Source organism: Micromonospora sp. CNZ322 (assembly GCF_007827755.1).
Genome location: NZ_VITD01000001.1, coordinates 719,060 through 738,686, shown reverse-complemented (window position 1 = coordinate 738,686; position 19,627 = coordinate 719,060). Strand labels below are relative to the sequence as shown.

16 protein-coding genes are annotated in these 19,627 nt (G+C 71.6%); 8 read left to right on the top strand and 8 right to left on the bottom strand.

All coding sequences use genetic code 11. The features are described from left to right. Positions 1-26: 26 nt before the first annotated feature. Positions 27-2,093, bottom strand: coding sequence for a serine/threonine protein kinase (locus FB453_RS03375; RefSeq protein ID WP_145787385.1), 2,067 nt, complete (start codon positions 2,091-2,093; stop codon positions 27-29). 206 nt (positions 2,094-2,299) lie between these two features. Here FB453_RS03375 and FB453_RS03370 point away from each other — a divergent pair, with 206 nt between their 5' ends. Further along, a complete protein-coding gene (locus FB453_RS03370) occupies positions 2,300-3,883 on the top strand; it encodes an acyl-CoA mutase large subunit family protein (protein ID WP_112601946.1) in 1,584 nt (527 codons plus the stop codon). Positions 3,884-4,339: 456 nt separating this feature from the next. Next, positions 4,340-5,599: an amidohydrolase gene (locus FB453_RS03365; RefSeq protein WP_112601945.1), complete on the top strand. Its 1,260-nt coding sequence runs from the start codon at positions 4,340-4,342 to the stop codon at positions 5,597-5,599. Here the strand turns inward: FB453_RS03365 and FB453_RS03360 are convergent. Continuing rightward, positions 5,556-6,518, bottom strand: a complete 963-nt coding sequence (locus FB453_RS03360) for a DUF4349 domain-containing protein (protein WP_145787382.1) — start codon at positions 6,516-6,518, stop codon at positions 5,556-5,558. The two genes, FB453_RS03365 and FB453_RS03360, sit on opposite strands and share 44 nt — an antisense overlap. Positions 6,519-6,611: 93 nt before the next feature. Between FB453_RS03360 and FB453_RS03355 the strand changes: the two genes are divergently transcribed. The 4 genes from FB453_RS03355 to FB453_RS03340 all read left to right on the top strand — a co-directional run bounded on the left by FB453_RS03355 (position 6,612) and on the right by FB453_RS03340 (position 10,093). Next, positions 6,612-7,244, top strand: a complete 633-nt coding sequence (locus FB453_RS03355; protein ID WP_112588209.1) for an MBL fold metallo-hydrolase — start codon at positions 6,612-6,614, stop codon at positions 7,242-7,244. A 4-nt stretch (positions 7,245-7,248) separates the two neighbouring features. Continuing rightward, the gene (locus FB453_RS03350; RefSeq protein ID WP_112588207.1) at positions 7,249-8,232 is read left to right on the top strand and encodes a hypothetical protein; all 984 of its coding nucleotides are present in this window, start codon (positions 7,249-7,251) and stop codon (positions 8,230-8,232) included. A 104-nt stretch (positions 8,233-8,336) separates the two neighbouring features. Beyond that, positions 8,337-9,071: an SCO6745 family protein gene (locus FB453_RS03345; protein WP_112588205.1), complete on the top strand. Its 735-nt coding sequence runs from the start codon at positions 8,337-8,339 to the stop codon at positions 9,069-9,071. A 62-nt stretch (positions 9,072-9,133) separates the two neighbouring features. Continuing rightward, positions 9,134-10,093 carry a GNAT family N-acetyltransferase gene (locus tag FB453_RS03340; RefSeq protein ID WP_145787380.1) on the top strand — a complete coding sequence of 320 codons (960 nt, stop codon included), beginning with the start codon at positions 9,134-9,136 and terminating at the stop codon, positions 10,091-10,093. 75 nt (positions 10,094-10,168) lie between these two features. Here the strand turns inward: FB453_RS03340 and FB453_RS03335 are convergent, their stop codons facing one another. Further along, a complete protein-coding gene (locus FB453_RS03335) occupies positions 10,169-10,624 on the bottom strand; it encodes a gamma-glutamylcyclotransferase family protein (protein ID WP_091394460.1) in 456 nt (151 codons plus the stop codon). Between the two features lie 106 nt (positions 10,625-10,730). Here FB453_RS03335 and FB453_RS03330 point away from each other — a divergent pair, with 106 nt between their 5' ends. Continuing rightward, a complete protein-coding gene (locus FB453_RS03330) occupies positions 10,731-12,134 on the top strand; it encodes an NAD(P)H-quinone dehydrogenase (protein WP_091394456.1) in 1,404 nt (467 codons plus the stop codon). Here the strand turns inward: FB453_RS03330 and FB453_RS03325 are convergent. Next, entirely contained in the window at positions 12,112-12,732 is a 621-nt protein-coding gene (locus FB453_RS03325) for a DUF998 domain-containing protein (protein WP_145787377.1), read from the bottom strand. The genes FB453_RS03330 and FB453_RS03325 overlap by 23 nt on opposite strands. Before the next feature lie 186 nt (positions 12,733-12,918). After that, the gene (locus tag FB453_RS03320; RefSeq protein ID WP_145787375.1) at positions 12,919-13,548 is read right to left on the bottom strand and encodes a DedA family protein; all 630 of its coding nucleotides are present in this window, start codon (positions 13,546-13,548) and stop codon (positions 12,919-12,921) included. Positions 13,549-14,056: 508 nt separating this feature from the next. Between FB453_RS03320 and thrS the strand changes: the two genes are divergently transcribed. Then, positions 14,057-15,274 carry a threonine--tRNA ligase gene (thrS, locus tag FB453_RS03315; RefSeq protein ID WP_145787373.1) on the top strand — a complete coding sequence of 406 codons (1,218 nt, stop codon included), beginning with the start codon at positions 14,057-14,059 and terminating at the stop codon, positions 15,272-15,274. A 39-nt stretch (positions 15,275-15,313) separates the two neighbouring features. Here the strand turns inward: thrS and FB453_RS03310 are convergent, their stop codons facing one another. Genes FB453_RS03310 through FB453_RS03300 form a run of 3 tightly spaced genes read right to left on the bottom strand, consistent with a single transcriptional unit; the run spans position 15,314 to position 19,625 of the window. Continuing rightward, positions 15,314-17,419 (bottom strand): ABC transporter ATP-binding protein, encoded by a 2,106-nt coding sequence (locus FB453_RS03310; RefSeq protein ID WP_373861103.1) that lies wholly within the window; start codon positions 17,417-17,419, stop codon positions 15,314-15,316. Beyond that, complete coding sequence (locus FB453_RS03305) at positions 17,416-19,149, bottom strand: ABC transporter ATP-binding protein (RefSeq protein ID WP_112588189.1); 1,734 nt, start codon at positions 19,147-19,149, stop codon at positions 17,416-17,418. Before FB453_RS03305 ends, FB453_RS03310 begins: the two co-directional genes overlap by 4 nt. Further along, the gene (locus FB453_RS03300) at positions 19,143-19,625 is read right to left on the bottom strand and encodes a MarR family transcriptional regulator (RefSeq protein ID WP_145787371.1); all 483 of its coding nucleotides are present in this window, start codon (positions 19,623-19,625) and stop codon (positions 19,143-19,145) included. Before FB453_RS03300 ends, FB453_RS03305 begins: the two co-directional genes overlap by 7 nt. Between the last annotated feature and the right edge of the window lie 2 nt (positions 19,626-19,627).

Sequence of the window (19,627 nt, the reverse complement as noted above, 5' to 3'; positions counted from 1 at the left end):
GATCACCCCTGTGGGTTCCCTCCGGCTCAGCCGTTCCCGGTGAGCTGGAACGTCCGCGTCATCTCGTCGAAGATCGGCTTGCTCTCCGCGAACTTGGCGTCCGTGGCGGTGAGGTAGAACGAGTACGCCTTGCCGTCCTGGGCCACGCCCCGCCAGACGCCGTGCCGCATCGCGTCACCCTCGCCGCAGGTGTACTCGAATTCGGCTGCCGGCTTGCTGGCCAGCTCCGTCTCGGTGGAGGAGATCTGGTTGTACGGCTTGACGCAGGAGGTGCTCCGGGTCTTGAGGCCGTTCTCGGCCGTCTCGGCCCACCGGGTGGAGCTGCTGGTCCACTTCTCGGTGATGATGCGGACCTTGCGGCCGCTGTCCGCCGGGTCGATGTAGTCGGTGTACGAGCCGCCGGTGGCCTTCTTCCAGCCCTTCGGCACCATGACCTGGATTCCGCGGGCCGTGTGCTCCTGCATCTCGACCGTGGGGGCCGCCGGGGCGGACGTGGTGGGCTGTGCGGCCGGGGTGCTCGGCGGTGTGTCGTCGCCGCCGGAGAGCGCCACCGCGGTGATCAGCAGCACGACGACCAACCCGCCGGCCGCGGCGAGCTGTACCTTGCGCGGCCAGCCCTTGACAGTGGTGACGAGCTGACCACCGGTGGCCCGGACCTTGTCCAGCGCGCTGCCGCCCGAAGCGGCGGGCGCGGTGGCCCAGGGCTGGCCGGTGCCCGGCACCGACCACTGGTTGCCGCCGCCGTAGGTGCCGCCGACGCGCTGGGTGGCCTCCGGTGCCGCGCCGCCGTACCCGACCTGCTGGGTGGCATCGGCCGGGCTGCCGTAGCTGACCCGCTGGGTGGCGTCGGGGTGCCCGCCGGTGTCCACCCGCTGGGTGGCGTCCGCATTGCCGCCGTAGGTGCGCCCGGCCGCCGGTCGGCCGGGAGTCGGCATCGCGCCGGTCGGCGTGTGCAGCGGGCCGGCCAACGCGTCGGCGCTGGTCTCGTCCAGCCCACCGGTGGTGCCGGCGGCTGGAGCTGCCTGCGGGCGCTCGCCCCGGCGCAGCGAGGCCAGCCGGTCGGTCAGGGACTCGCCCGGGGCCAGCATCGCCTTGCCACCGATCTGGCTGTCCGGCTTTGGCTCCGGCTGGGCCGGCGGGAGGACGGGGATCGGACGCTGCTGCACCGGCACCACTGCGTACGGGTCGGTGACCGAGTGCACAGCCGTCGCCGTGCTGCCCAGCGGGCCGGCGAGCAGCTCGCGCAGCATGGCCCGGGAGGTGTGCACGTCGAGTCGGCGCGCCGGGTCCTTCTCGAGCAGACCCATCAGCACCCGGGTCAGCGGGCCGCTGCGCTGCGGTGGGGCGGGCGGGTCCTCCACCACGGCGTGCATGGTCTCGATCGGGTCGCCCTTGTCGAACGGGGGCCGCCCCTCGACAGCGGTGTAGAGCGTCACACCCAGCGAGAAGAGGTCACTGGGCGGGCCGAACTCCTGGCCCATGGCCCGCTCGGGTGAGATGAAGTGCGGCGACCCGAGCACCATGCCGGGGGTGGTGAGCTGCACGTCGGTGGGCATCCGGGCGACCCCGAAGTCGGTCAGCACGCAGCGCCCGTCGGTGCAGATCAGCACGTTCGCGGGTTTGACGTCGCGGTGCAGCACGCCGATCGCGTGCGCGACCTCCAAGGCGCCGAGCAGCGCGATGCCGATCTTGGCGACGGCGCGGGGCGCGACCGGCCCGTCCTCGATCACCATGTCGGCGAGGCTGCGGGCGTCCAGCAGCTCCATCACGATCCACGGCCGACCGGCCTCGGTGACCACGTCGTACACCTGCACCACAGCGGGGTGCTGGATGGCGGCGGCGGCGCGGGCCTCGCGCAGGGTGCGTTCGTACATCGCGTCGCGGTCGCTGGGGGCCAGCCCCGGGGGCAGGACGACCTCCTTCACCGCCACGTCACGGCGCAGCAGGGTGTCTGTGGCGCGCCACACCGTGCCCATGCCGCCGTTGCCCACCGAGGACCGCAGCGAGTACCGGCCACCAATGGTGGTGCCGGGCGCCGCTCGTCCGTTGGCGGGACTAACTGGTCCGCCGCTCCACGTCGGGATCTGAGTCACAGAAAAGCCACCGGGGGAAATCGAGGGGGGCTGGGACACAACCCCCCTATCTTGCTGGTTCCGACGCCCGATGCGAAAGCCGACGCGGCGGACGTTTATCGAAGTCGACAGAACGTGCCCTGTCGTTCACCTGGTGTCGACCGGTCGGGACGCACTGTGCGGTATCCCTCACCCGACGACGTGGCCAGGCGTCCTACCATCCGGGGATGAACCAACGGCGGTCAAGTGAGTCCGGTTTCCCGATCAACGGCGTCTACACCGAGGCCGATCTTCCGGAGGACCTGGACTCCCGGCTCGGCAGCCCGGGCGAGTTTCCGTACACCCGGGGTGTCTACCCCACCATGTACACCTCCCGCCCGTGGACCATGCGCCAGTACGCCGGCTTCGGCACCGCCACCGAGTCCAACGCGCGGTACCACCAGTTGTTGCGGGCCGGGACGATGGGCCTCTCGGTCGCGTTCGACCTGCCGACCCAGATGGGCTACGACTCGGACGAGCCGATCGCGCACGGCGAGGTCGGCAAGGTGGGTGTCGCGATCGACTCCATCGAGGACATGCGGCTGCTCTTCGCCGACATCCCACTGGACAAGGTGTCCACCTCGATGACCATCAACGCGCCCGGCTCGGTGCTGCTGCTGCTCTACCAACTCGTCGCCGAGGAGAACGGGGTGCCGGGCACGGCGCTCAACGGCACCATCCAGAACGACATCCTCAAGGAGTACATCGCCCGCGGGACGTACATCTTCCCGCCGAAGCCGTCGCTGCGCCTGGTGGCCGACACATTCGCGTACTGCCGCAGCGAGGTGCCGAAGTGGAACACCATCTCCATCTCCGGCTACCACATGGCGGAGGCCGGCGCGACGCCCGCGCAGGAGATCGCGTTCACGCTGGCCAACGGGGTGGAGTACGTACGGGCGGCGCTGGCCGCCGGGCTCGCCGTCGACGACTTCGCGCCCCGGCTGTCGTTCTTCTTCGTGGCCCGCACCACGCTGCTCGAGGAGGTGGCGAAGTTCCGCGCCGCCCGGCGGATCTGGGCCCGGTTGATGCGGGACGACTTCGGCGCCAAGGATCCGAAGTCGATGATGCTGCGGTTCCACACCCAGACCGCTGGTGTGCAGCTCACCGCCCAGCAGCCGGAGGTGAACCTGGTTCGGGTGGCGGTGCAGGGTCTGGGTGCCGTGCTCGGTGGCACCCAGTCGCTGCACACCAACAGCTTCGACGAGGCGATCGCGCTGCCCACCGAGAAGGCGGCCCGGCTCGCGCTGCGTACCCAGCAGGTACTGGCCTATGAGACGGACCTCACCGCCACCGTCGACCCGTTCGCCGGGTCGTACGTGGTGGAGGCGATGACCGCCGAGATCGAGGCCGCCGCCGTCGAGTTGATGGAGCGGGTGGCCGACCACGGCTCGGCGGTGGACGCGATCGAGGCCGGGTTCCAGAAGCGGGAGATCGAGCAGTCCGCGTACCGGATCGCCCAGGAGATCGACTCGGGGGAACGGGTGGTGGTCGGGCTCAACCGGTTCACCGTGGACGAGGAGGAGCCGTACGAGCCACTGCGGGTCGACCCGACGATCGAGGCGGCCCAGGCCGACCGGCTGGCCCGGCTGCGCTCCGAGCGGGACGCCGACGCGGTGACGCGGGCGCTCGCCGATCTTCGGGCCGCTGCCGAGGGCACGGAGAACGTGTTGTACCCGATGAAGGAGGCGCTGCGGGCCCGAGCGACAGTGGGTGAGGTCTGCGGGACGTTGCGTGAGGTCTGGGGCTTGTACCGACCCACCGACCGATTCTGAGCGGCAGGCGGCGACTGGGGCCTCGGGGCGCGGTGTGTCCGGTGCTCTCAGCGGGTATCCGGTCGGTTGAGCCGGGACGCACACCCTGTGCGCCCACGGTGGGTGGGTGCGTGTGAGCGTCCTTATCCGGCTCGTTGCGGTGTGTGGTCGGCTAATTGTCGGAGTGTCAGTTCATCACCCCGACTAATGCGACAATTTGGCAACGGGTCTCCGACTGGCGCCGGGATTCGTGGCCGCCGCGATCGGTTACGCGTTGTAGGAGGTGAGGGGCTGATGACGGCGTTTGACCGTGATCTACCTGCTGTCCCCCGCCTTGACGAGCGCTCCCAGCAGGGCATACGTGACTCTGTGCGGTCCGATCATCACCGTAACGAGGTTGCGCAGCGTCACCGTCGGAGGTCTAGGCTGTCTGCTGTCCCCGATGATCCATCCATTCCTAGTGATCGAGAATTCGACGTGACGAGTGCGTTGACGCTGCCCACAAGTGGCCAGCTGGCGTCGTCCTGGCCGGAGACGCCACCGGGATCCCAGCCCTTGCCCCGCGAGCTGGACCACCTTCTCGCGCTCCGGGTACCGGGGCTGATCGCTACGCGCCGTCACCTCCACTCGCACCCGGAGCTTTCCGGCAACGAGTTCGAGACGGCCGCGCTGATCGCCCGGGAGCTGTCGCTGGCCGGGCTGAACCCGCGCCTGCTGCCCAAGGGCAACGGCGTGATCTGCGACGTCAACGGACGGCCGGACGGCCCGGTCGTGGCGCTGCGCGCCGACATCGACGCCCTGCCGCTGGACGATCCCAAGGACGTCCCGTACCGGTCGACAGTGGAGGGCGTCTGCCACGCCTGCGGGCACGACGTGCACACCACGGTCCTGCTCGGCGTCGGCATGCTGCTGGCCCAGCTCGCCGACCTCGGTGAGCTGGACGGCCGGGTCCGGCTCATCTTCCAGCCGGCCGAGGAGATCCTGCCCTGCGGTTCGCTGGAGGTCATCGAGGCCGGCGGCCTGGACGACGTGGTGCAGATCTTCGCGCTGCACTGCGACCCGAACCTGCCGGTGGGTCAGGTCGGCCTGCGGGTCGGCCCGATCACCGCGGCCGCCGACAACGTGACAGTTCGACTCTCCGGCCCGGGAGGGCACACCGCCCGCCCGCACCTGACCGTCGACATGGTCGACGCGCTCGGTCGGCTGATCACCGAGGTGCCGGCCCTGGTCAGTCGTCGGGTGCCGGCCAACAGCGGCCTGCTGCTGGTCTTCGGCCACGCCTCGGCCGGCACCCGCTACAACGTCATCCCGTCCGAGGCGAGCGCCTCCGGCACCCTCCGGGTGATGGACCGCGACACCTGGGAGCAGGCTCCCAAGATCGTCGCTCAGGTGGTGCGGGACGTGATCGCGCCGACCGGCGCCACTGTCGACCTGGAATACCTTCGCGGCCGGCCGCCGGTGTGCAACGACGCCCGCGCCATCCAGGTGCTGACCGCCGCCACCGCCGCCGCCCTCGGCCCGGACGGGATCGCCGAGACACCGCAGAGCATGGGCGGCGAGGACTTCTCCTGGTATCTGGAGTACGTCCCCGGCGCCCTCGCCCGGCTCGGCGTGGGGCGCTCCGGCCCCAACGTCGACCTGCACCGGGCGAGCTTCGACGTGGACGAGCGGTCCATCGCGGTCGGCGTCCGCGTCATGGTGCAGACCGCGTTGCGGGCACTGGCGGCGGCGCGCTGACCGGCGCGACCAGAGCCGGGGACTTACGTCGTCGGCGCAGCGCCACCAGCAGCGCCACCAGCGGTACGCCGAGCGCCACCAGCCAGGGCAGCAACGCGCCCAGCACCGTGAGCAGGACGGTCATCGAGACGACGAAGGCCTTCCAGCCGCCCCTGAGCCCGACCAGGAAGCCGGTCTCGGCCTCCTCCTCGGTGTCCTTGGCCGCCGGCCCCGCCAGCGACACGGTGATCGTGGAGAGGGCGGTCAGGTCGGCCAGGCGTCGCTTCTTGGCCTCCAGCGAGGCCAGGTCGGCCTCCCGGCGACCCAACTCGTTCTCCAGCGACACCAGGTCGGTGATCGAGGTGGCCCGGGACAGCAACCGGCGGGCGCTCTCCACCCGGGCCCGCTGACTGGTGATCCTGGCCTCCAGGTCGACGGTCTCCTCGGTGACGTCCTGGGTGTCGATCTGCCGGCTCTGCTGCCGACCGAGCTTGGCGATCTCCTCCACCACGCCGTTGAACTTCGCCGCCGGCACCCGCAGCTCCAACTCCGCCACCGCGTCGGCGTCGGCACTGCGCCGCTGGTCGCCGCCGACGAAACCGCCGGCCTGGGTGGCCACGGCGGTGGCCTCGCGGGCGGCGGAGTCCACATCGTCCACCTGCACCCGCATCCTCCCGGTGTAGATGATCGCCCGCTGGTCGACCCGTAGGTCCGGTGCGCCGGCGCCGGCGCCCTCCGGCGCGCCCGCGGCGGCGTCCCGGCCCGCCTCGCCGCCGTTGGCGGCTGGCGCCTCGGCCGCCGTGCCCGCGCTGTCCTGCGCCCCGCTGTCGCCGGCGCCGCACCCCGTCAGCGCCAGGGCCGCCGCCAGTGTCGTCGCCGCCAGCAGCGCACCGCGGCGTCGTCCCACCTGTCCGTCCATCCCCGCTCCCATCGTCGTCAACCGGTGTGGCGATAGCTCGGACGCGACGCACACACCGGCTGGTTCCGGCAGACTGCGCTGAGGACGTCACGATTCGATAATCGAGGAGTCACGATGCGGCTCACCAAGTACGCCCACTCCTGCCTTCGGGTGGAACACGACGGGGGAGTGCTCGTCGTCGACCCCGGTGTGTTCAGCGACGCCGCGGCGGCGCTGGACGGTGCGGACGCGGTGCTGATCACCCACGAACACCCCGACCACCTCGATCTGGCAGCGGTGCGCCTCCAACTCGACCGACAGCCGTTCCCGATCCACGGGCCCGCCTCGCTCGGCGAGACCCTGGGCGACGCGGCCGACGTGCTGCGCCCGGTCAGCGTCGGTGAGTCGTTCACCGCCGCCGGGGTCGCGGTGCGCGCGTACGGCGGGCGGCACGCCGTGATCCACCCCGACATCCCGGTGGTCGACAACCTCGGTTACCTGATCAACGACGTGGTCTACCACCCGGGAGACTCGCTGGTGGTGCCCGACGAGACACCCGTCGACACGCTCTTCGCGCCGATCCACGCGCCCTGGTCGAAGTTCTCCGAGGTGGTCGACTTCATCCGCGCTGTCGCACCGCGGCGCGCGTACGCCCTGCACGACGCGTTGCTCAACGACAACGGGCTGGGCGTGCTCGACCGGCAGTACACAGCTCTGTCCGGCACCGAATACCAGCGACTGGAGCCCGGTACCCGGGTGGACGTCTGACCCGATGCCCGGCCTCTCCGCGGAGCTGGTGCAGCAGCTCTACCGCACCCCACCGGACCGGTTCGTGGCCGCCCGGGACGCCGCCGTGGCCGAGGCCCGCCGTGCCGGTGACCCGACCACCGCCCGGCAACTGGCCCGGCTGCGTCGCCCGACGGTGGCCGCCTGGTTGGTGAACCTGCTCGCCATCCGACGCCCGGAACTGGTCGCCGATCTGGTCCAGCTCGCCGACGCCCTGCGAGTCGCCCAGCGGGAGTTGCGTGGGCCCCGACTGCGAGAGCTGTCCGCGCAGCGCCGGGCGGTGGTCGGCGCACTGGTCGCCGAGGTTCGCAAGCTCGCCGCGGCCGAGCCGGACGCGCCACCGGCGAGCCGGCTGCCCCTGGCCGAGGTGGAGGCGACGCTGAACGCGGCGTTCTCCGACGCCGAGGTCGCCGAGCAGGTGCGGGCGGGCCGCCTGCTGCGGGCGGCCAGCTACGCCGGCTTCGGTGAGGTGCCCCGGCCGCAACTGCGGCTGGTCACCGACGATGACGAGGAGCGCGAGGAGGAGCGCCCGGCCCGCCGACCCGGCCCCCAACGGGGCCGTCCCGAGGCGGCACCCCGTACGGACCGGGCGGCCGAGCGTGCCGAGCAGGCCGAACGGGCCGCACAGCGGGCGGCCCGAGCCGAGCGGGCCCGGCAGCGCCGCGCCCTGGACCGGGAGTTGGCGAAGGCCCAGGCCGACCAGGAGCGGGCCGAGACCGAGCTGACCGAGGCGACCGGGCAGGAGCGCGACGGTGCGGCCGTACTCGATCGCCTTGAGGCCGAGCTGGCCGAGCTGGAGCGGCGGCGCGCGGTCGCCGAGCAGGACCTCAGCCGGGCCAAGCTCGCCCGGCGTGCCGCCGAGCGGGCGGTCACCGTGGCCCGGCGGCGCGCCGGTGAGGTCGAGGCGGCGGTCGAGGCACTGGCGGCCGAAGAGGGGGATGCGGACGCGGGCGGTGGCGCGGCAGACTGACCATCGATGGACGACGACGAGTGTGCGGACCGTACACGACGAGTGGCCCCGGGTCGGGGCGTGGTCGTGGTCGCCGGGGCGGGTTGCCCGAGCGGGGCGGCGCTGTGACTCCGGAGCAGGTCGCGGCCGCCAGTAAGCCCGTCGTGCTCGACCTGGGCGACGCCTTCAGCCGGGACCCGACCACGTTGCGCCGGGCCCGACTGCTCGGCATCTCCGGCTGGGCCTTCTACATCAGCGGCCGGGCCGGCGCGCTCGGCGGTGTGCGGGCCGAGACGGCCGCCGCCGCCCTCGGGTTCATCGCCCCGGACGCGGTCGCCGACGGTTGGGACGCCGCCGCCCGGGTCGTTCCGCCGTTCGAGGTGGCCGCCGCGAGCCTCGCCGAATGCTGCCGGTGGGGTGCGCAGCAGCTCGGCCCCCTGCCCGGCACCGAGCGCCTGTCGGCGCTCGTCGAGCGGGCGGTGGTGGCGGCGGAGGCCAGCGGGATGCCGCTCTTCGCCGCGTGGCGGGCCATGCCGCTTCCGGATCTCTCGCCCGGGGCTCGCAGCGCCGCCGGGCTGCGGCTGCTCCGGGAACACTTCACCGGCGCCTACCTGCTGGCGGTACGCGCCGCCGGGATGACCCCGCTGGAGGCCGTGCTGGCCGGGCCGGAGGGCGAGGCCGGGGCGGTGGCCTGTGGCTGGCCGCCGCCGTACCCGCCGATCGGGCCGTTGGTGCGCCGCCGGCTCTGGGCGGAGGCGGTGACCAACCGGTTGGCCGCGCCGGCGTTCACGGCCCTCGGGCCCGCCGACGGCGCGGAGTTGGTGGAGTTGCTGCACCGCACCCGGGCCGACCTCGGCTGAGCCTTTCGTCGGCCGAAAAAATGGGCGGCGCCGCAGCCGAGCGGCTGCCAGGATGTCCTGCCGTGACCCTTCCCGCTGGTTGGACGACGCGCCGACCCACCCTCGACGACGTGCCGGCGATCCTCGCGGTGGTGCACGCCGCCGACACCTTCGCCATCGGCCATCCCGACTTCGACGCCGAGGACGTCGCGGCGTCGCTGACCGCCCCCCACTTCGACCCGACCCGGGACTCCTGGCTGGCCATCGACCCGGACGACACAGTGGTCGGCTGGGCGACGGTGGACAACCCGACCGCTGTGGGCCGGGAGTTCGTGGAGGTCTACGTCGATCCGGTACGGGCCGCCGCCGTCCGCGCGCCGTTGCTGCTCCGCCAACTGGACCGGGTCGCCGAGCGCGCTGCCGAGCGGGGGCTGCCGTCGCTCACCGTCCGCTGCGCGGTCTTCGCCCCGGAACGTGACTGGGAACACGCCCTGCGCGGGCTCGGGTTCACCCTCGTCAAGCGGTACGTGCGGATGAGCCGGCCGTTGGACGACCTGCCCGACGAGCCGGCCGGTCCATCCGACGTCACTGTGCGACCGGTCCGCCCGGACGACGAGGCCGACCTGGTGGAGTTCCACCGGATCTACGAGGCCGCCTTCGGCGACACCCCGGACCACGAGCCACTGTCGTACGAGCGGTGGCGGGCCCGGATCGGCGACCTGACCGCCTGGGACGAGTGGTTCGTCGCCGAGGTGGACGGGGTACCGGTCGGCGCGTTGCAGTCCTCGGACCAGGCACTCGATCAGCAGTCGGGCTGGGTGAAGAGTCTGTCGGTGCTGTCCGCGTACCGGCGCAGGGGAGTGGGCGCGGCGTTGCTGCGCCGCGCCTTCGCCCGCTACGCCGAGAAGGGGCGGCGGGCGGTCGGCCTCGGGGTCGACCTCACCAACCCGACCGCCCCACTGTCGCTGTACCGGTCGGTGGGCCTGCGGGAAACCCAGTGGACCGACATGTACGAACTTTCCGTTCCGGCGGCCGGTGTGTGATTGACGACCCCGGCCCGGCCCGCCCGGCGCTCCGCTCGACAGCGGGAGCAGACTGGAGGCGTGCGATACGCGCTGCTACGGCGAGGCGGTGCCGGTGGGGCGGGCCCGCAGTTCGGTGACGTAGTCGTCCGGGGCGCCCGCCTTCTCGGCGGCGTTCGCGATCTCCGACAGATACCACGAGGTCGGCAGGCCACCCTCGTACCCGTTGAAGACGTAGATCCACGCGGTCACGTCGCCGTCGAGGGTGGAGACCCGCACGTGCAGCTTGCGGTACGTGCCGGCGGTCACCCCCTCGATCTCGTCAAGTTGGCCAGCGTCGTAGGGGTGGATGTCGTAGAGCGCCACGAAGACCCGGTCACCGGGAGACTCGACAAGGGTGCTCACCGCACCCTCCCAGCCGATCACGTCCGCCCCGGCGAAGGTCAGCCGCCAGCCCTCCAGCCAGCCGGTACCCACCATCGGCGAATGCGGACAGTAGGCGCGCATCCGGGCGGGATCGAGATTTGAGCCGTAGGCGGCGTGATGACGCACGGCGATGACGATAGCCCGGCCGACGGGTGGGGGAGAATACGACAGTGCGTGTCGAATGCGCTCGGGAGAAGAAAGTCACTGTGAGCATGGACGAAGGGCGAAAGCTGTGAGCCGGATCGTGATCATCGGCGGGGGGCCGGCCGGGTACGAGGCGGCACTGGTCGCCGCCCAGCTGGACGCCGATGTCACAGTGGTGGAGGCCGACGGTGCGGGCGGTGCCTGCGTGCTCTCCGACTGCGTACCGTCGAAGACCTTCATCGCCAGCTCGCAAGTGGTGACCGGTTACCGCGACACCGAGGAGTTCGGGGTGCACTCGGACGGCCTTGAGGCGGTCACCGTCGACGCGCGGGCGGTGCACGGGCGGGTCAAGCGGCTGGCCCTGGCGCAGTCCGCGGACATCCACGCCAAGCTGCTGAAGGCGGGGGTCACCTTCGTGGCCGGCACCGCCCGGCTCGGCGAGGACTCCCTCGGGCACACCCACCGGGTCGTCGTCACCCCCGCCGACGGCGGCGAGGAGTACTCGATCGACGCGTCCACCGTGCTGGTGGCCACCGGCTCGACGCCCCGCCAGCTGCCCACCGCCGTACCGGACGGTGAGCGCATCCTGACCTGGCGCCAGGTGTACGACCTGCCGGAGCTGCCCGAGCACCTGATCGTGGTCGGGTCCGGTGTGACCGGCGCGGAGTTCGCCAGCGCGTACCTGGCGATGGGGGTCGAGGTGACACTGGTCTCCAGTCGGGACCGGGTGATGCCGCACGAGGACGCCGACGCCGCCTCCGCCATCGAGCGGGTGTTCCGCAACCGGGGCATGGAGATCCTCAACAACTCCCGGGCCGACGCGGTCCGGCGTACCGCCGACGGCGTCGAGGTGGAGCTCTCCGACGGCCGCAAGGTGACCGGCTCCCACGCGCTGATCACCGTCGGTTCGATCCCGAACACCGCCAACCTGGGTCTGACCGAGTACGGGGTGGAGCTGGGCCGGGGCGGCTACCTGACTGTCGACAGGGCCTCCCGGACCAACGTGCCCGGCATCTACGCCGCCGGTGACTGCACCGGCGTGCTGCTGTTGGCCAGCGTCGCCGCCATGCAGGGCCGGATCGCCATGTGGCACGCGCTCGGCGAGGCGGTCCGCCCGCTGCGGCTGCGTACCGTCGCGGCGAACGTCTTCACCGACCCGGAGCTGGCCACCGTGGGTGTCTCGCAGGACGAGGTGGACGCGGGCAAGGTGCCGGCCCGGCAGGTGATGCTGCCGCTGTCCGGCAACGCCCGGGCCAAGATGGACGACCTCTCCGACGGTTTCGTGAAGCTGTTCTGCCGTCCCGCCAGCGGCCAGGTGATCGGCGGTGTGGTGGTCGCTCCGAAGGCCAGCGAACTGATCCTGCCCATCACCATGGCGGTGGAGAACAACCTCACCGTCAACGAGCTGGCCCAGACCATCACCATCTACCCGTCGCTGTCCGGCTCCATCACCGAGGCGGCCCGCCAGCTCATGCTGCACGAGCTGGAGTGACCTGCCGGGCCTGGAGCAGCGCCACGGTGGCCAGGACGGCCACCTCGGTGAGGATGAGGAGGCGTTCGGCCAGGCCGATGAGCATCCGGTCGCCGGGATAGGCGGACCAGATCATCGCCGCCGCCAGGACCAGGCTCAGCAGGACCAGGGTGCGTAGCGTCTGGGCGGCGGGCGTCAGGTCGGGGCGGCGGGCGAGCAGCCAACCGGCCGCCGGCAAGGCCAGGAAGGCGATCACCGACGCGTACCGGTGCAGGTAGGCGGCGGTGGTCATGGCGGTGCCCGGCTCGTTCGTCGGCACCACGGCGGCCAGCAGCAGCCCACCCACCCATGCGCCGAGCAGCAGCTCGGCCGTTCGACCGGAGCGCGGCCGGGGTGGGCTGGCGCGGCGCAGTCCGTACAGCAACGCCACGGTGGCGAGCGCGAGCACCACCATGGCGATGTCGATGACGCCGCCGCGGTCGGAGACCGCGAAGTCGCTGATGGTCAACGCCCACGGGTTGAGGTCGTCGTTGACTTCGAGGTGGCCGATCACGGTGAGCAGCGCCGCCAAGGCGATCCCGCCCAGGGCTAGCAGGCCGGTACTCCGGGTAACAGGCATGCCTCAGCCTGTCGCCGCAGACACCCCAGCCGAATCCGGGACAGCCACCGAAATCGACCCCCGGGACCACCCCTAGAGGCCTTCCGGCAGGTGGCCGCGATCTTGCATTTTCGGTCGTTCGTATGTGCGGCATGCCCCAGTTGCGGGGACAGGAAGTGCAAGATCGCGGAGACTGGGCAACGACACTCAGTCGATGGGGACGTCGACGGCGGCGACAGCGGCGGCGGCGCGGGCGTGGCGGGCGCTGACCACTGTCATCGCCCATCCGGCCGCGGCGAAGCCGGCCGCCGCGGCGGTGGCGATGATGGCCAGCCGCCAGGCCGACTCGGTCAGTGCGGTGCCGCCCAGGTGCCCGACCAGCCCGCCGTAGGTGGCCCAACCCAGCGCCGCGACGGCCTCGTAGAGCACGAAGAGGCGGTACGGGTAGCGGCTGCGCCCGGCCGAGAAGCAGGCTGCCATCCGACCGCCGGGTACGAACCGGCAGAGCAGGATGACCAGCGGCCCGGGTTGTCGCAGCCCCTGGGTGACCCGGCTGGCCACCCGGCGGGCGCGGCTCAGCTCGGCGTGCCGGGGTGACCGCCGATCCGGTGCGCTGCGCCCGAGCAGATAGCAGGCCAGGTCGCCGGCGAATACGCCGAGCGCGCCGACGGCGATGGTGACCGGCAGGCTGAGCCCGCCGTAGACGGTGAGCGCACCACTGGTGATCATGACGATCTGGGTGGGGATCACCGGCACGAAGGCGTCCGCGATCAGCAGCGCGAGCAGCACCAGGTACGCCCACGTCGGCGACGCGACGTCAGTCAGAAGTTCGGGCACGCCTGCCACCTCGCCGGATGCGGCCGATTGGGTGTCTTGAGCCTGACGTCGTGTCCGGCGTCACGGTGGACGGCCCCGGCCCGTCGTGACCGTCGACACGACTGGGCCACCCAGCTACAACGAGGCCGATCGCTTCCGAGTGACGGGTTCGGAGGCTGTTCCACCCGTTCGGGGCGGGCGGCAGAACGCCGTTCGTCGGCGTACCGTTGTCGGCGCGGCCACGCCCGTCGGGTCCCCCGTTCCTGACGATTCGGCCGCCAGGGCCGCCGGCGGGTCCCGCGCCGGCGGCCCACCCCTCCGCCGCAAATGCGGGTGCATCCCCGAACGTCGCGCGGGTACGGTCGCCGTATGCGCAGCGCGGTAGTGATGACCACGACGCCGGGTGTCCCCGGCGCGCCGCTCTGACGTCACCACCGTCGACCAGGCCCCGGGGCGATCCGCCCCCGAGGGCAGTGCGCCGTTCGGAGCTCAGGTCGCCTCCGGGTCGTACCCGATCCAGGAGCCCGACATGATCGACCACCGTAGGCTCGGCCGCGAGCTGGACCTCTTCGTCTCCGACCCGCTGGCCGGTGCCGGCCTGCCGATCTGGCTGCCGGCCGGCGCCGCCGCCCGGCACGCCGTCGAGGAGTACGTCCGGGAGTTGGAGCGCCGCTCCGGCCACCAGCACGTCTACTCGCCGCCGCTGGGCAAGCGGGAACTTTTCGAACTTTCCGGCCATCTCGGCTACTTCGCCGACGACATGTTCCCGCCGATGCGGCTGAGCGCCGACGACGAGTTCGTGCTCCGGCCGGCGCTCTGCCCGCACCACGCGTTGGTGTTCCGGGCGCGGGGCCGTTCCTACCGGGAGTTGCCGTTGCGGATCGCGGAGCTGGGCGGGATGTACCGCTCGGAGCGCTCCGGTGTGCTCGGTGGGCTGTCCCGGGTCCGCGCCATCTCGCTCAACGACGCGCACACCTTCTGCGCCCCCGAGCAGGTCGGCGCGGAGGTCGTCGAGATCCTCGGGCTGATCCGTGCCGCGCACGCCGCGCTTGGTGTCCGGCCGGCCGGGTTCCGGCTGTCGCTGCGCGGGCCGGGCGAGAAGTACGTCGGAGACGATGCCCATTGGGCCCGCGCCGAGGAGTTGCTCCGGGAGGCGCTGGCCGGGGTGGAGTACGTCGAGGCGCCGGGGGAGGCTGCCTTCTACGGTCCGAAGATCGACATTCAGATCGTCGACGCCGCCGGTCGGGAGTCGACCATCTCCACCATCCAACTGGACTTCGACAAGCCGGAACGGTTCGACCTGTCGTACACCGACTCGGACGGCAGCCGGCGTCGGCCGGTGATGGTGCACCGCAGCCTGGTCGGCAGCATGGAGCGGCTGTTCGCGTACCTCATCGAGGTGCATGAGGGGGCGTTCCCGGCCTGGTACGCGCCCGTCCAGTTGGTGCTGCTGCCGGTCGACGACGGCCAGGCCGACGCGGCGGCCGACCTGGCCCGACGGGCGGGCGACGCCGGCCTGCGGGTCGAGGTCGGCGCCGCCGGCTCGCTGGGCGCCCGGGTACGGGACGCGGCCCGCCGCCGCGTCCCGTACCTCGGGGTGTTGGGTGCCCGGGAGGTGGCCGACGGGCACCTCGCGCTGCGCCTGCGGGGCGGCCGCGCCCTGGCCCCGATGCCCGCCGACGCGGCTCTCGCCCTGATCGGCGGGCAGGTCGCCGCCCGCGCGACCGACCTGCTGCCGTCGGACTGACACGCCCACCGATCGTCTCGCGCGCACGGCCGCCCGACCTCAGACCGACGCCGGTTGGGCGGCCGGTTCCTCGTCGACCACCGCGCCGGTGAACTGTGAGCGGTAGAGCCGGTGGTACGCGCCCTGGGCGGCGAGCAACTGCTCGTGGGTGCCCTGCTCGACGATCCGACCGTCCTCCATCATCAGGATCAGGTCGGCGTCGCGGATGGTGGAGAGCCGGTGCGCGATCACGAAGCTGGTCCGGTCCGAGCGCAGCGCGGCCATCGCCCGTTGCAGCAGCACCTCGGTGCGGGTGTCCACCGAGCTGGTGGCCTCGTCGAGGATCAGCAGTGACGGCTCGGCAAGGAACGCCCGCGCGATGGTGATGAGCTGCTTCTCGCCGGCGCTGACGTTGCTGCCCTCCTCGTCGATGACGGTGTCGTAGCCGTCGGGCAGGCTGCGCACGAACCGGTCCACGAAGGTGGCCCGGGCGGCGGCGAGGATCTCCTCCTCGGTCGCGTCGGGCCGCCCGTAGGCGATGTTGTCCCGGATGGTGCCGCCGAACAGCCAGGTGTCCTGAAGCACCATGCCGATCCGGCCGCGCAGGTCGTCGCGGCGCATCGTGGTGATGTCCACCCCGTCGAGCGTGATCCGGCCGGCGTCCAGCTCGTAGAACCGCATCACCAGGTTGACCAGGGTGGTCTTGCCGGCACCGGTCGGGCCGACGATGGCCACTGTGTGTCCGGGCTCGGCGACCAGTGACAGGTCGTCGATCAGCGGCTTGTCCGGCTCGTAGCGGAACGAGACGTGCTCGAACTCGACCCGACCGTGCGGGTCGGTGACCCGGGCCGGCGCGACCGGGTCGGGGGTCTGTTCGTCCGCGTCGAGCACCGCGAAGACCCGCTCGGCCGAGGCCACCCCGGACTGGAGCAGGTTGGCCATCGAGGCGAGTTGGGTGAGCGGTTGGGTGAACTGGCGGGAGTACTGGATGAAGGCCTGCACGTCACCGAGGCTCATCGTGCCGGAGGCGACCCGCAGCCCGCCGACCACGGCGATCGCCACGTAGCTCAGGTTCCCGATGAACATCATCGACGGCATGATGATCCCGGAGATGAACTGTGCCCCGAAGCTGGCCCGGAACAGCTCCTCGTTCTTCGCGTGGAACGCGGCCTCGACCTCACGCTGCCGGCCGAAGACCTTCACCAGCTCATGACCGGTGTACGCCTCCTCGATCTGGCCGTTCAACTCGCCGGTGTGCGTCCACTGGGCGATGAACTGCTTCTGCGAGCGCTTGGCGATGCGCTGGGTGACCAGCACCGACAACGGCACCGCGACCAGGGCCACCAGGGCCAGCACCGGCGAGATCCAGAACATCACGGCCAGCACGCCGACGACCGTCAGCAGCGAGGTGAGCAGCTGGCTGAGGGTCTGCTGGAGGCTGGTGGAGATGTTGTCGATGTCGTTGGTGACCCGGCTGAGCAACTCACCGCGCGGCTGCCGGTCGAAGTAGGGCAGCGGTAGCCGGTTGAGCTTCTCCTCCACCTCGGCGCGCAGCCGCAGCACGGTGCGCTGGACCACCCCGTTGAGCAGCCAACCCTGCCACCAGGACAGCAGGCTCGCCGCGAGGTAGAGCCCGAGCGCCAGCAGCAGCACCCGGCTCAGGGCGCTGAAGTCGATGCCCACCCCGGGCACCACGTCCATCCGGGCCAGCATGTCGGCGAAGCTGTCGTTGCCGCTGGCCCGGGCCGCCGCGACGGCCTGCTCGGCGGTGGTGCCGGCGGGCAGTTGCCGACCGATCACCCCAGTGAAGATCAGGTCGGTGGCGTGGCCGAGGATCTTCGGCCCGGCCACGCTGAACCCGACGCTCACCACGGCCAACGTGATGATCGCGGCCAGGTGCAGTCGGTGCGAGCGCAGCCGGCCGAGCAGCCGTCGGGCCGACGGCCCGAAGTTCATCGACTTCTCGGCGGGCATTCCGGCGCTCATCCATCCCGGGCCGCCGCCCTGACGGCCGGGCGGCAGCCGCTTCGGCGTCGGCGCGCCACTGCTGGTCTCCGGCGCGGTTTCCCCGCCAGCTTGCTGCGCGGTCTCATCCGGCGTCCGTCCGTCGCCGGCCGGCTTCTGACTGGGTACGGCCGCGGTGCGCGGCTCGTCACGCTCGCTCATGCCGCCACCTCCGTGGTCTGCTGCGAGGCCACGATCTCGGCGTACGTCGGGCAGGTTTCCAACAACTCGGCATGTCGTCCCACTCCGACGACCCCTCCGTTTTCCAGGACGATGATCTGATCGGCGTCGATGATCGTGGAAACCCGCTGGGCCACGATCACCACCGCCGCCTGCGCGGTGACCGGCCGCAGGGCCGCTCGCAGCCGCGCGTCGGTGCCCAGGTCGAGCGCGGAGAACGAGTCGTCGAAAAGGTAGATCTCCGGTTGCCGGACCAGGGCCCTGGCGATGGCCAGGCGCTGCCGCTGCCCACCGGAGACGGTGGTGCCGCCCTGCGCGATCGGGGCGTCCAGCCCGCCGGGCATCTGGGCCACGAAGTCCCGGGCCTGGGCGATCTCCAGCGCCGTCCACAGCTCCTCGTCGGTGGCGTCCGGGTTGCCGTAGCGCAGGTTGCTGGCGACCGTCCCGGTGAACAGGTACGGCCGCTGCGGCACCAGGCCGATGCGTCGCCACAGCTCGTCCGGAGCCAACTCCCGTACGTCCACCCCGTCGACCAGCACCGCACCGTCGGTGACGTCGACCAGGCGGGGGATCAGCGACAGCAGCGTCGTCTTGCCCGCGCCGGTGCTGCCGATGATCGCCGTGGTGGTGCCCGGGGTCGCCCGGAAGGAGATGTCGCGCAGCACCGGCTCCACCGCACCCGGGTACTGGAAGCGCACCCTGCGCAGCTCCAACTCTGCTCGGGTGGGCAGTTCGGTGACCGGCGCGGCGGCCGGGACCACCGAGGAGTCGGTGTCCAGCACCTCGACGATCCGCTCGGCGCAGACCGCCGCTCTCGGCACCATCATCAGCATGAAGGTGGCCATCATGACCGCCATCAGGATCTGCATCAGGTACTGCAGGAACGCGGTGAGCGCGCCGACCTGGATCGCGCCGGCGTCCACCCGCTGCGCACCGAACCAGAGCACCGCCACGCTGGAGACGTTCAGCACCAGCATGACCACCGGGAAGATCAACGCCAGCAACCGACCGGTACGCAGCGCGGTCGCGGTCAGGTCGGCGTTCGCGACGCCGAAGCGGTCCGTCTCGTACGGCTCTCGAACGAACGCACGGACCACCCGGATGCCGGTGATCTGCTCCCGCAGCACCCGGTTGACAGTGTCGATGCGGGTCTGCATCAGCCGGAAGCCCGGCACCATCCGACGGATGATCGCGCCGAGGGCGATGGCCAGCACCGGCACGCTGACCAGCATCAGCCAGGAGAGCCCGACGTCCTCACGCAACGCCATGAACACGCCACCGACGCTCATGATCGGTGCGGCGACGAGCATCGTGCAGCTCATCAGCACGAGCATCTGCACCTGCTGCACGTCGTTGGTGTTGCGGGTGATCAGCGACGGTGCCCCGAACCGGGCCACCTCACGGGCGGAGAAGCGGTTGACGTGCCCGAACAGTTCGGCGCGTACGTCGCGGCCGAAGCCCATCGCGACCCGGGCGCCCAGGTAGACCGCCGCGATCGAGCAGACGATCTGGATCAGGCTGACCAGCAGCATCCAGCCGCCGGTGCGCACGATGTAGTCGGTGTCGCCCCGGGCCACACCCTGGTCGATGATGTCCGCGTTGAGGCTGGGCAGGTAGAGCGAGGCCATGGTGCCCACGAACTGGAGCAGCACGACCGCCAGCAACGGTCTCTGATAGGTGCGCAGTTGGCCGCGCAGGAGTCGGATCAGCACGCCGGGTCCTTCGTTTCGGTTGGGCGTCCGGCCATCCGCGGGTCGTCTCCGCTGCCGATGACCTCAAGCAGGAACTCCCGGATCACCTGGGCCTTCGCCGGGTCGGCGTCGACCGAGGTGAGGGGCCGTCCGGAGTGCATGAGCGCGCCGAGCGCGGCCACCCGTTCCCGCCCGGCGGGGGTGATGGCGAGTCGGATGCTGCGTCGGTCGTTGTCGTCGCGCTGGCGCTCGACCAGACCGTCGCGCTCGAGCGTGTCGACGATGCCGGTCAGGGTCGCCGGCCGGACGAACCCCTTCTCGGCGACCGTCCGGTGCGGCAGCTCGCCGTGTCGGGCGAGCGTCATCAGGGTGATCATGCCGGCCTGGGTGAGGCCGTGCTCCTCGGCGAGGTAGCGGTTCCACCGCTGCCCGACCAGGTGCCCGGCCACCACCAGCAGCCGGCCGAGCGGCACGTCCTGGAGGGTCACGAGTTCCACGA

Bases quoted from the DNA above. Each gene is read 5' to 3' on its own strand.
- FB453_RS03370 (WP_112601946.1), top strand. From the start codon at position 2,300: ATGAACCAACGGCGGTCAAGTGAGTCCGGTTTCCCGATCAACGGCGTC.
- FB453_RS03355 (WP_112588209.1), top strand. From the start codon at position 6,612: ATGCGGCTCACCAAGTACGCCCACTCCTGCCTTCGGGTGGAACACGAC.
- FB453_RS03350 (WP_112588207.1), top strand. From the start codon at position 7,249: ATGCCCGGCCTCTCCGCGGAGCTGGTGCAGCAGCTCTACCGCACCCCA.
- FB453_RS03325 (WP_145787377.1), bottom strand. From the start codon at position 12,732: ATGCCTGTTACCCGGAGTACCGGCCTGCTAGCCCTGGGCGGGATCGCC.
- thrS (WP_145787373.1), top strand. From the start codon at position 14,057: ATGATCGACCACCGTAGGCTCGGCCGCGAGCTGGACCTCTTCGTCTCC.
- FB453_RS03310 (WP_373861103.1), bottom strand. From the start codon at position 17,419: ATGAGCGAGCGTGACGAGCCGCGCACCGCGGCCGTACCCAGTCAGAAG.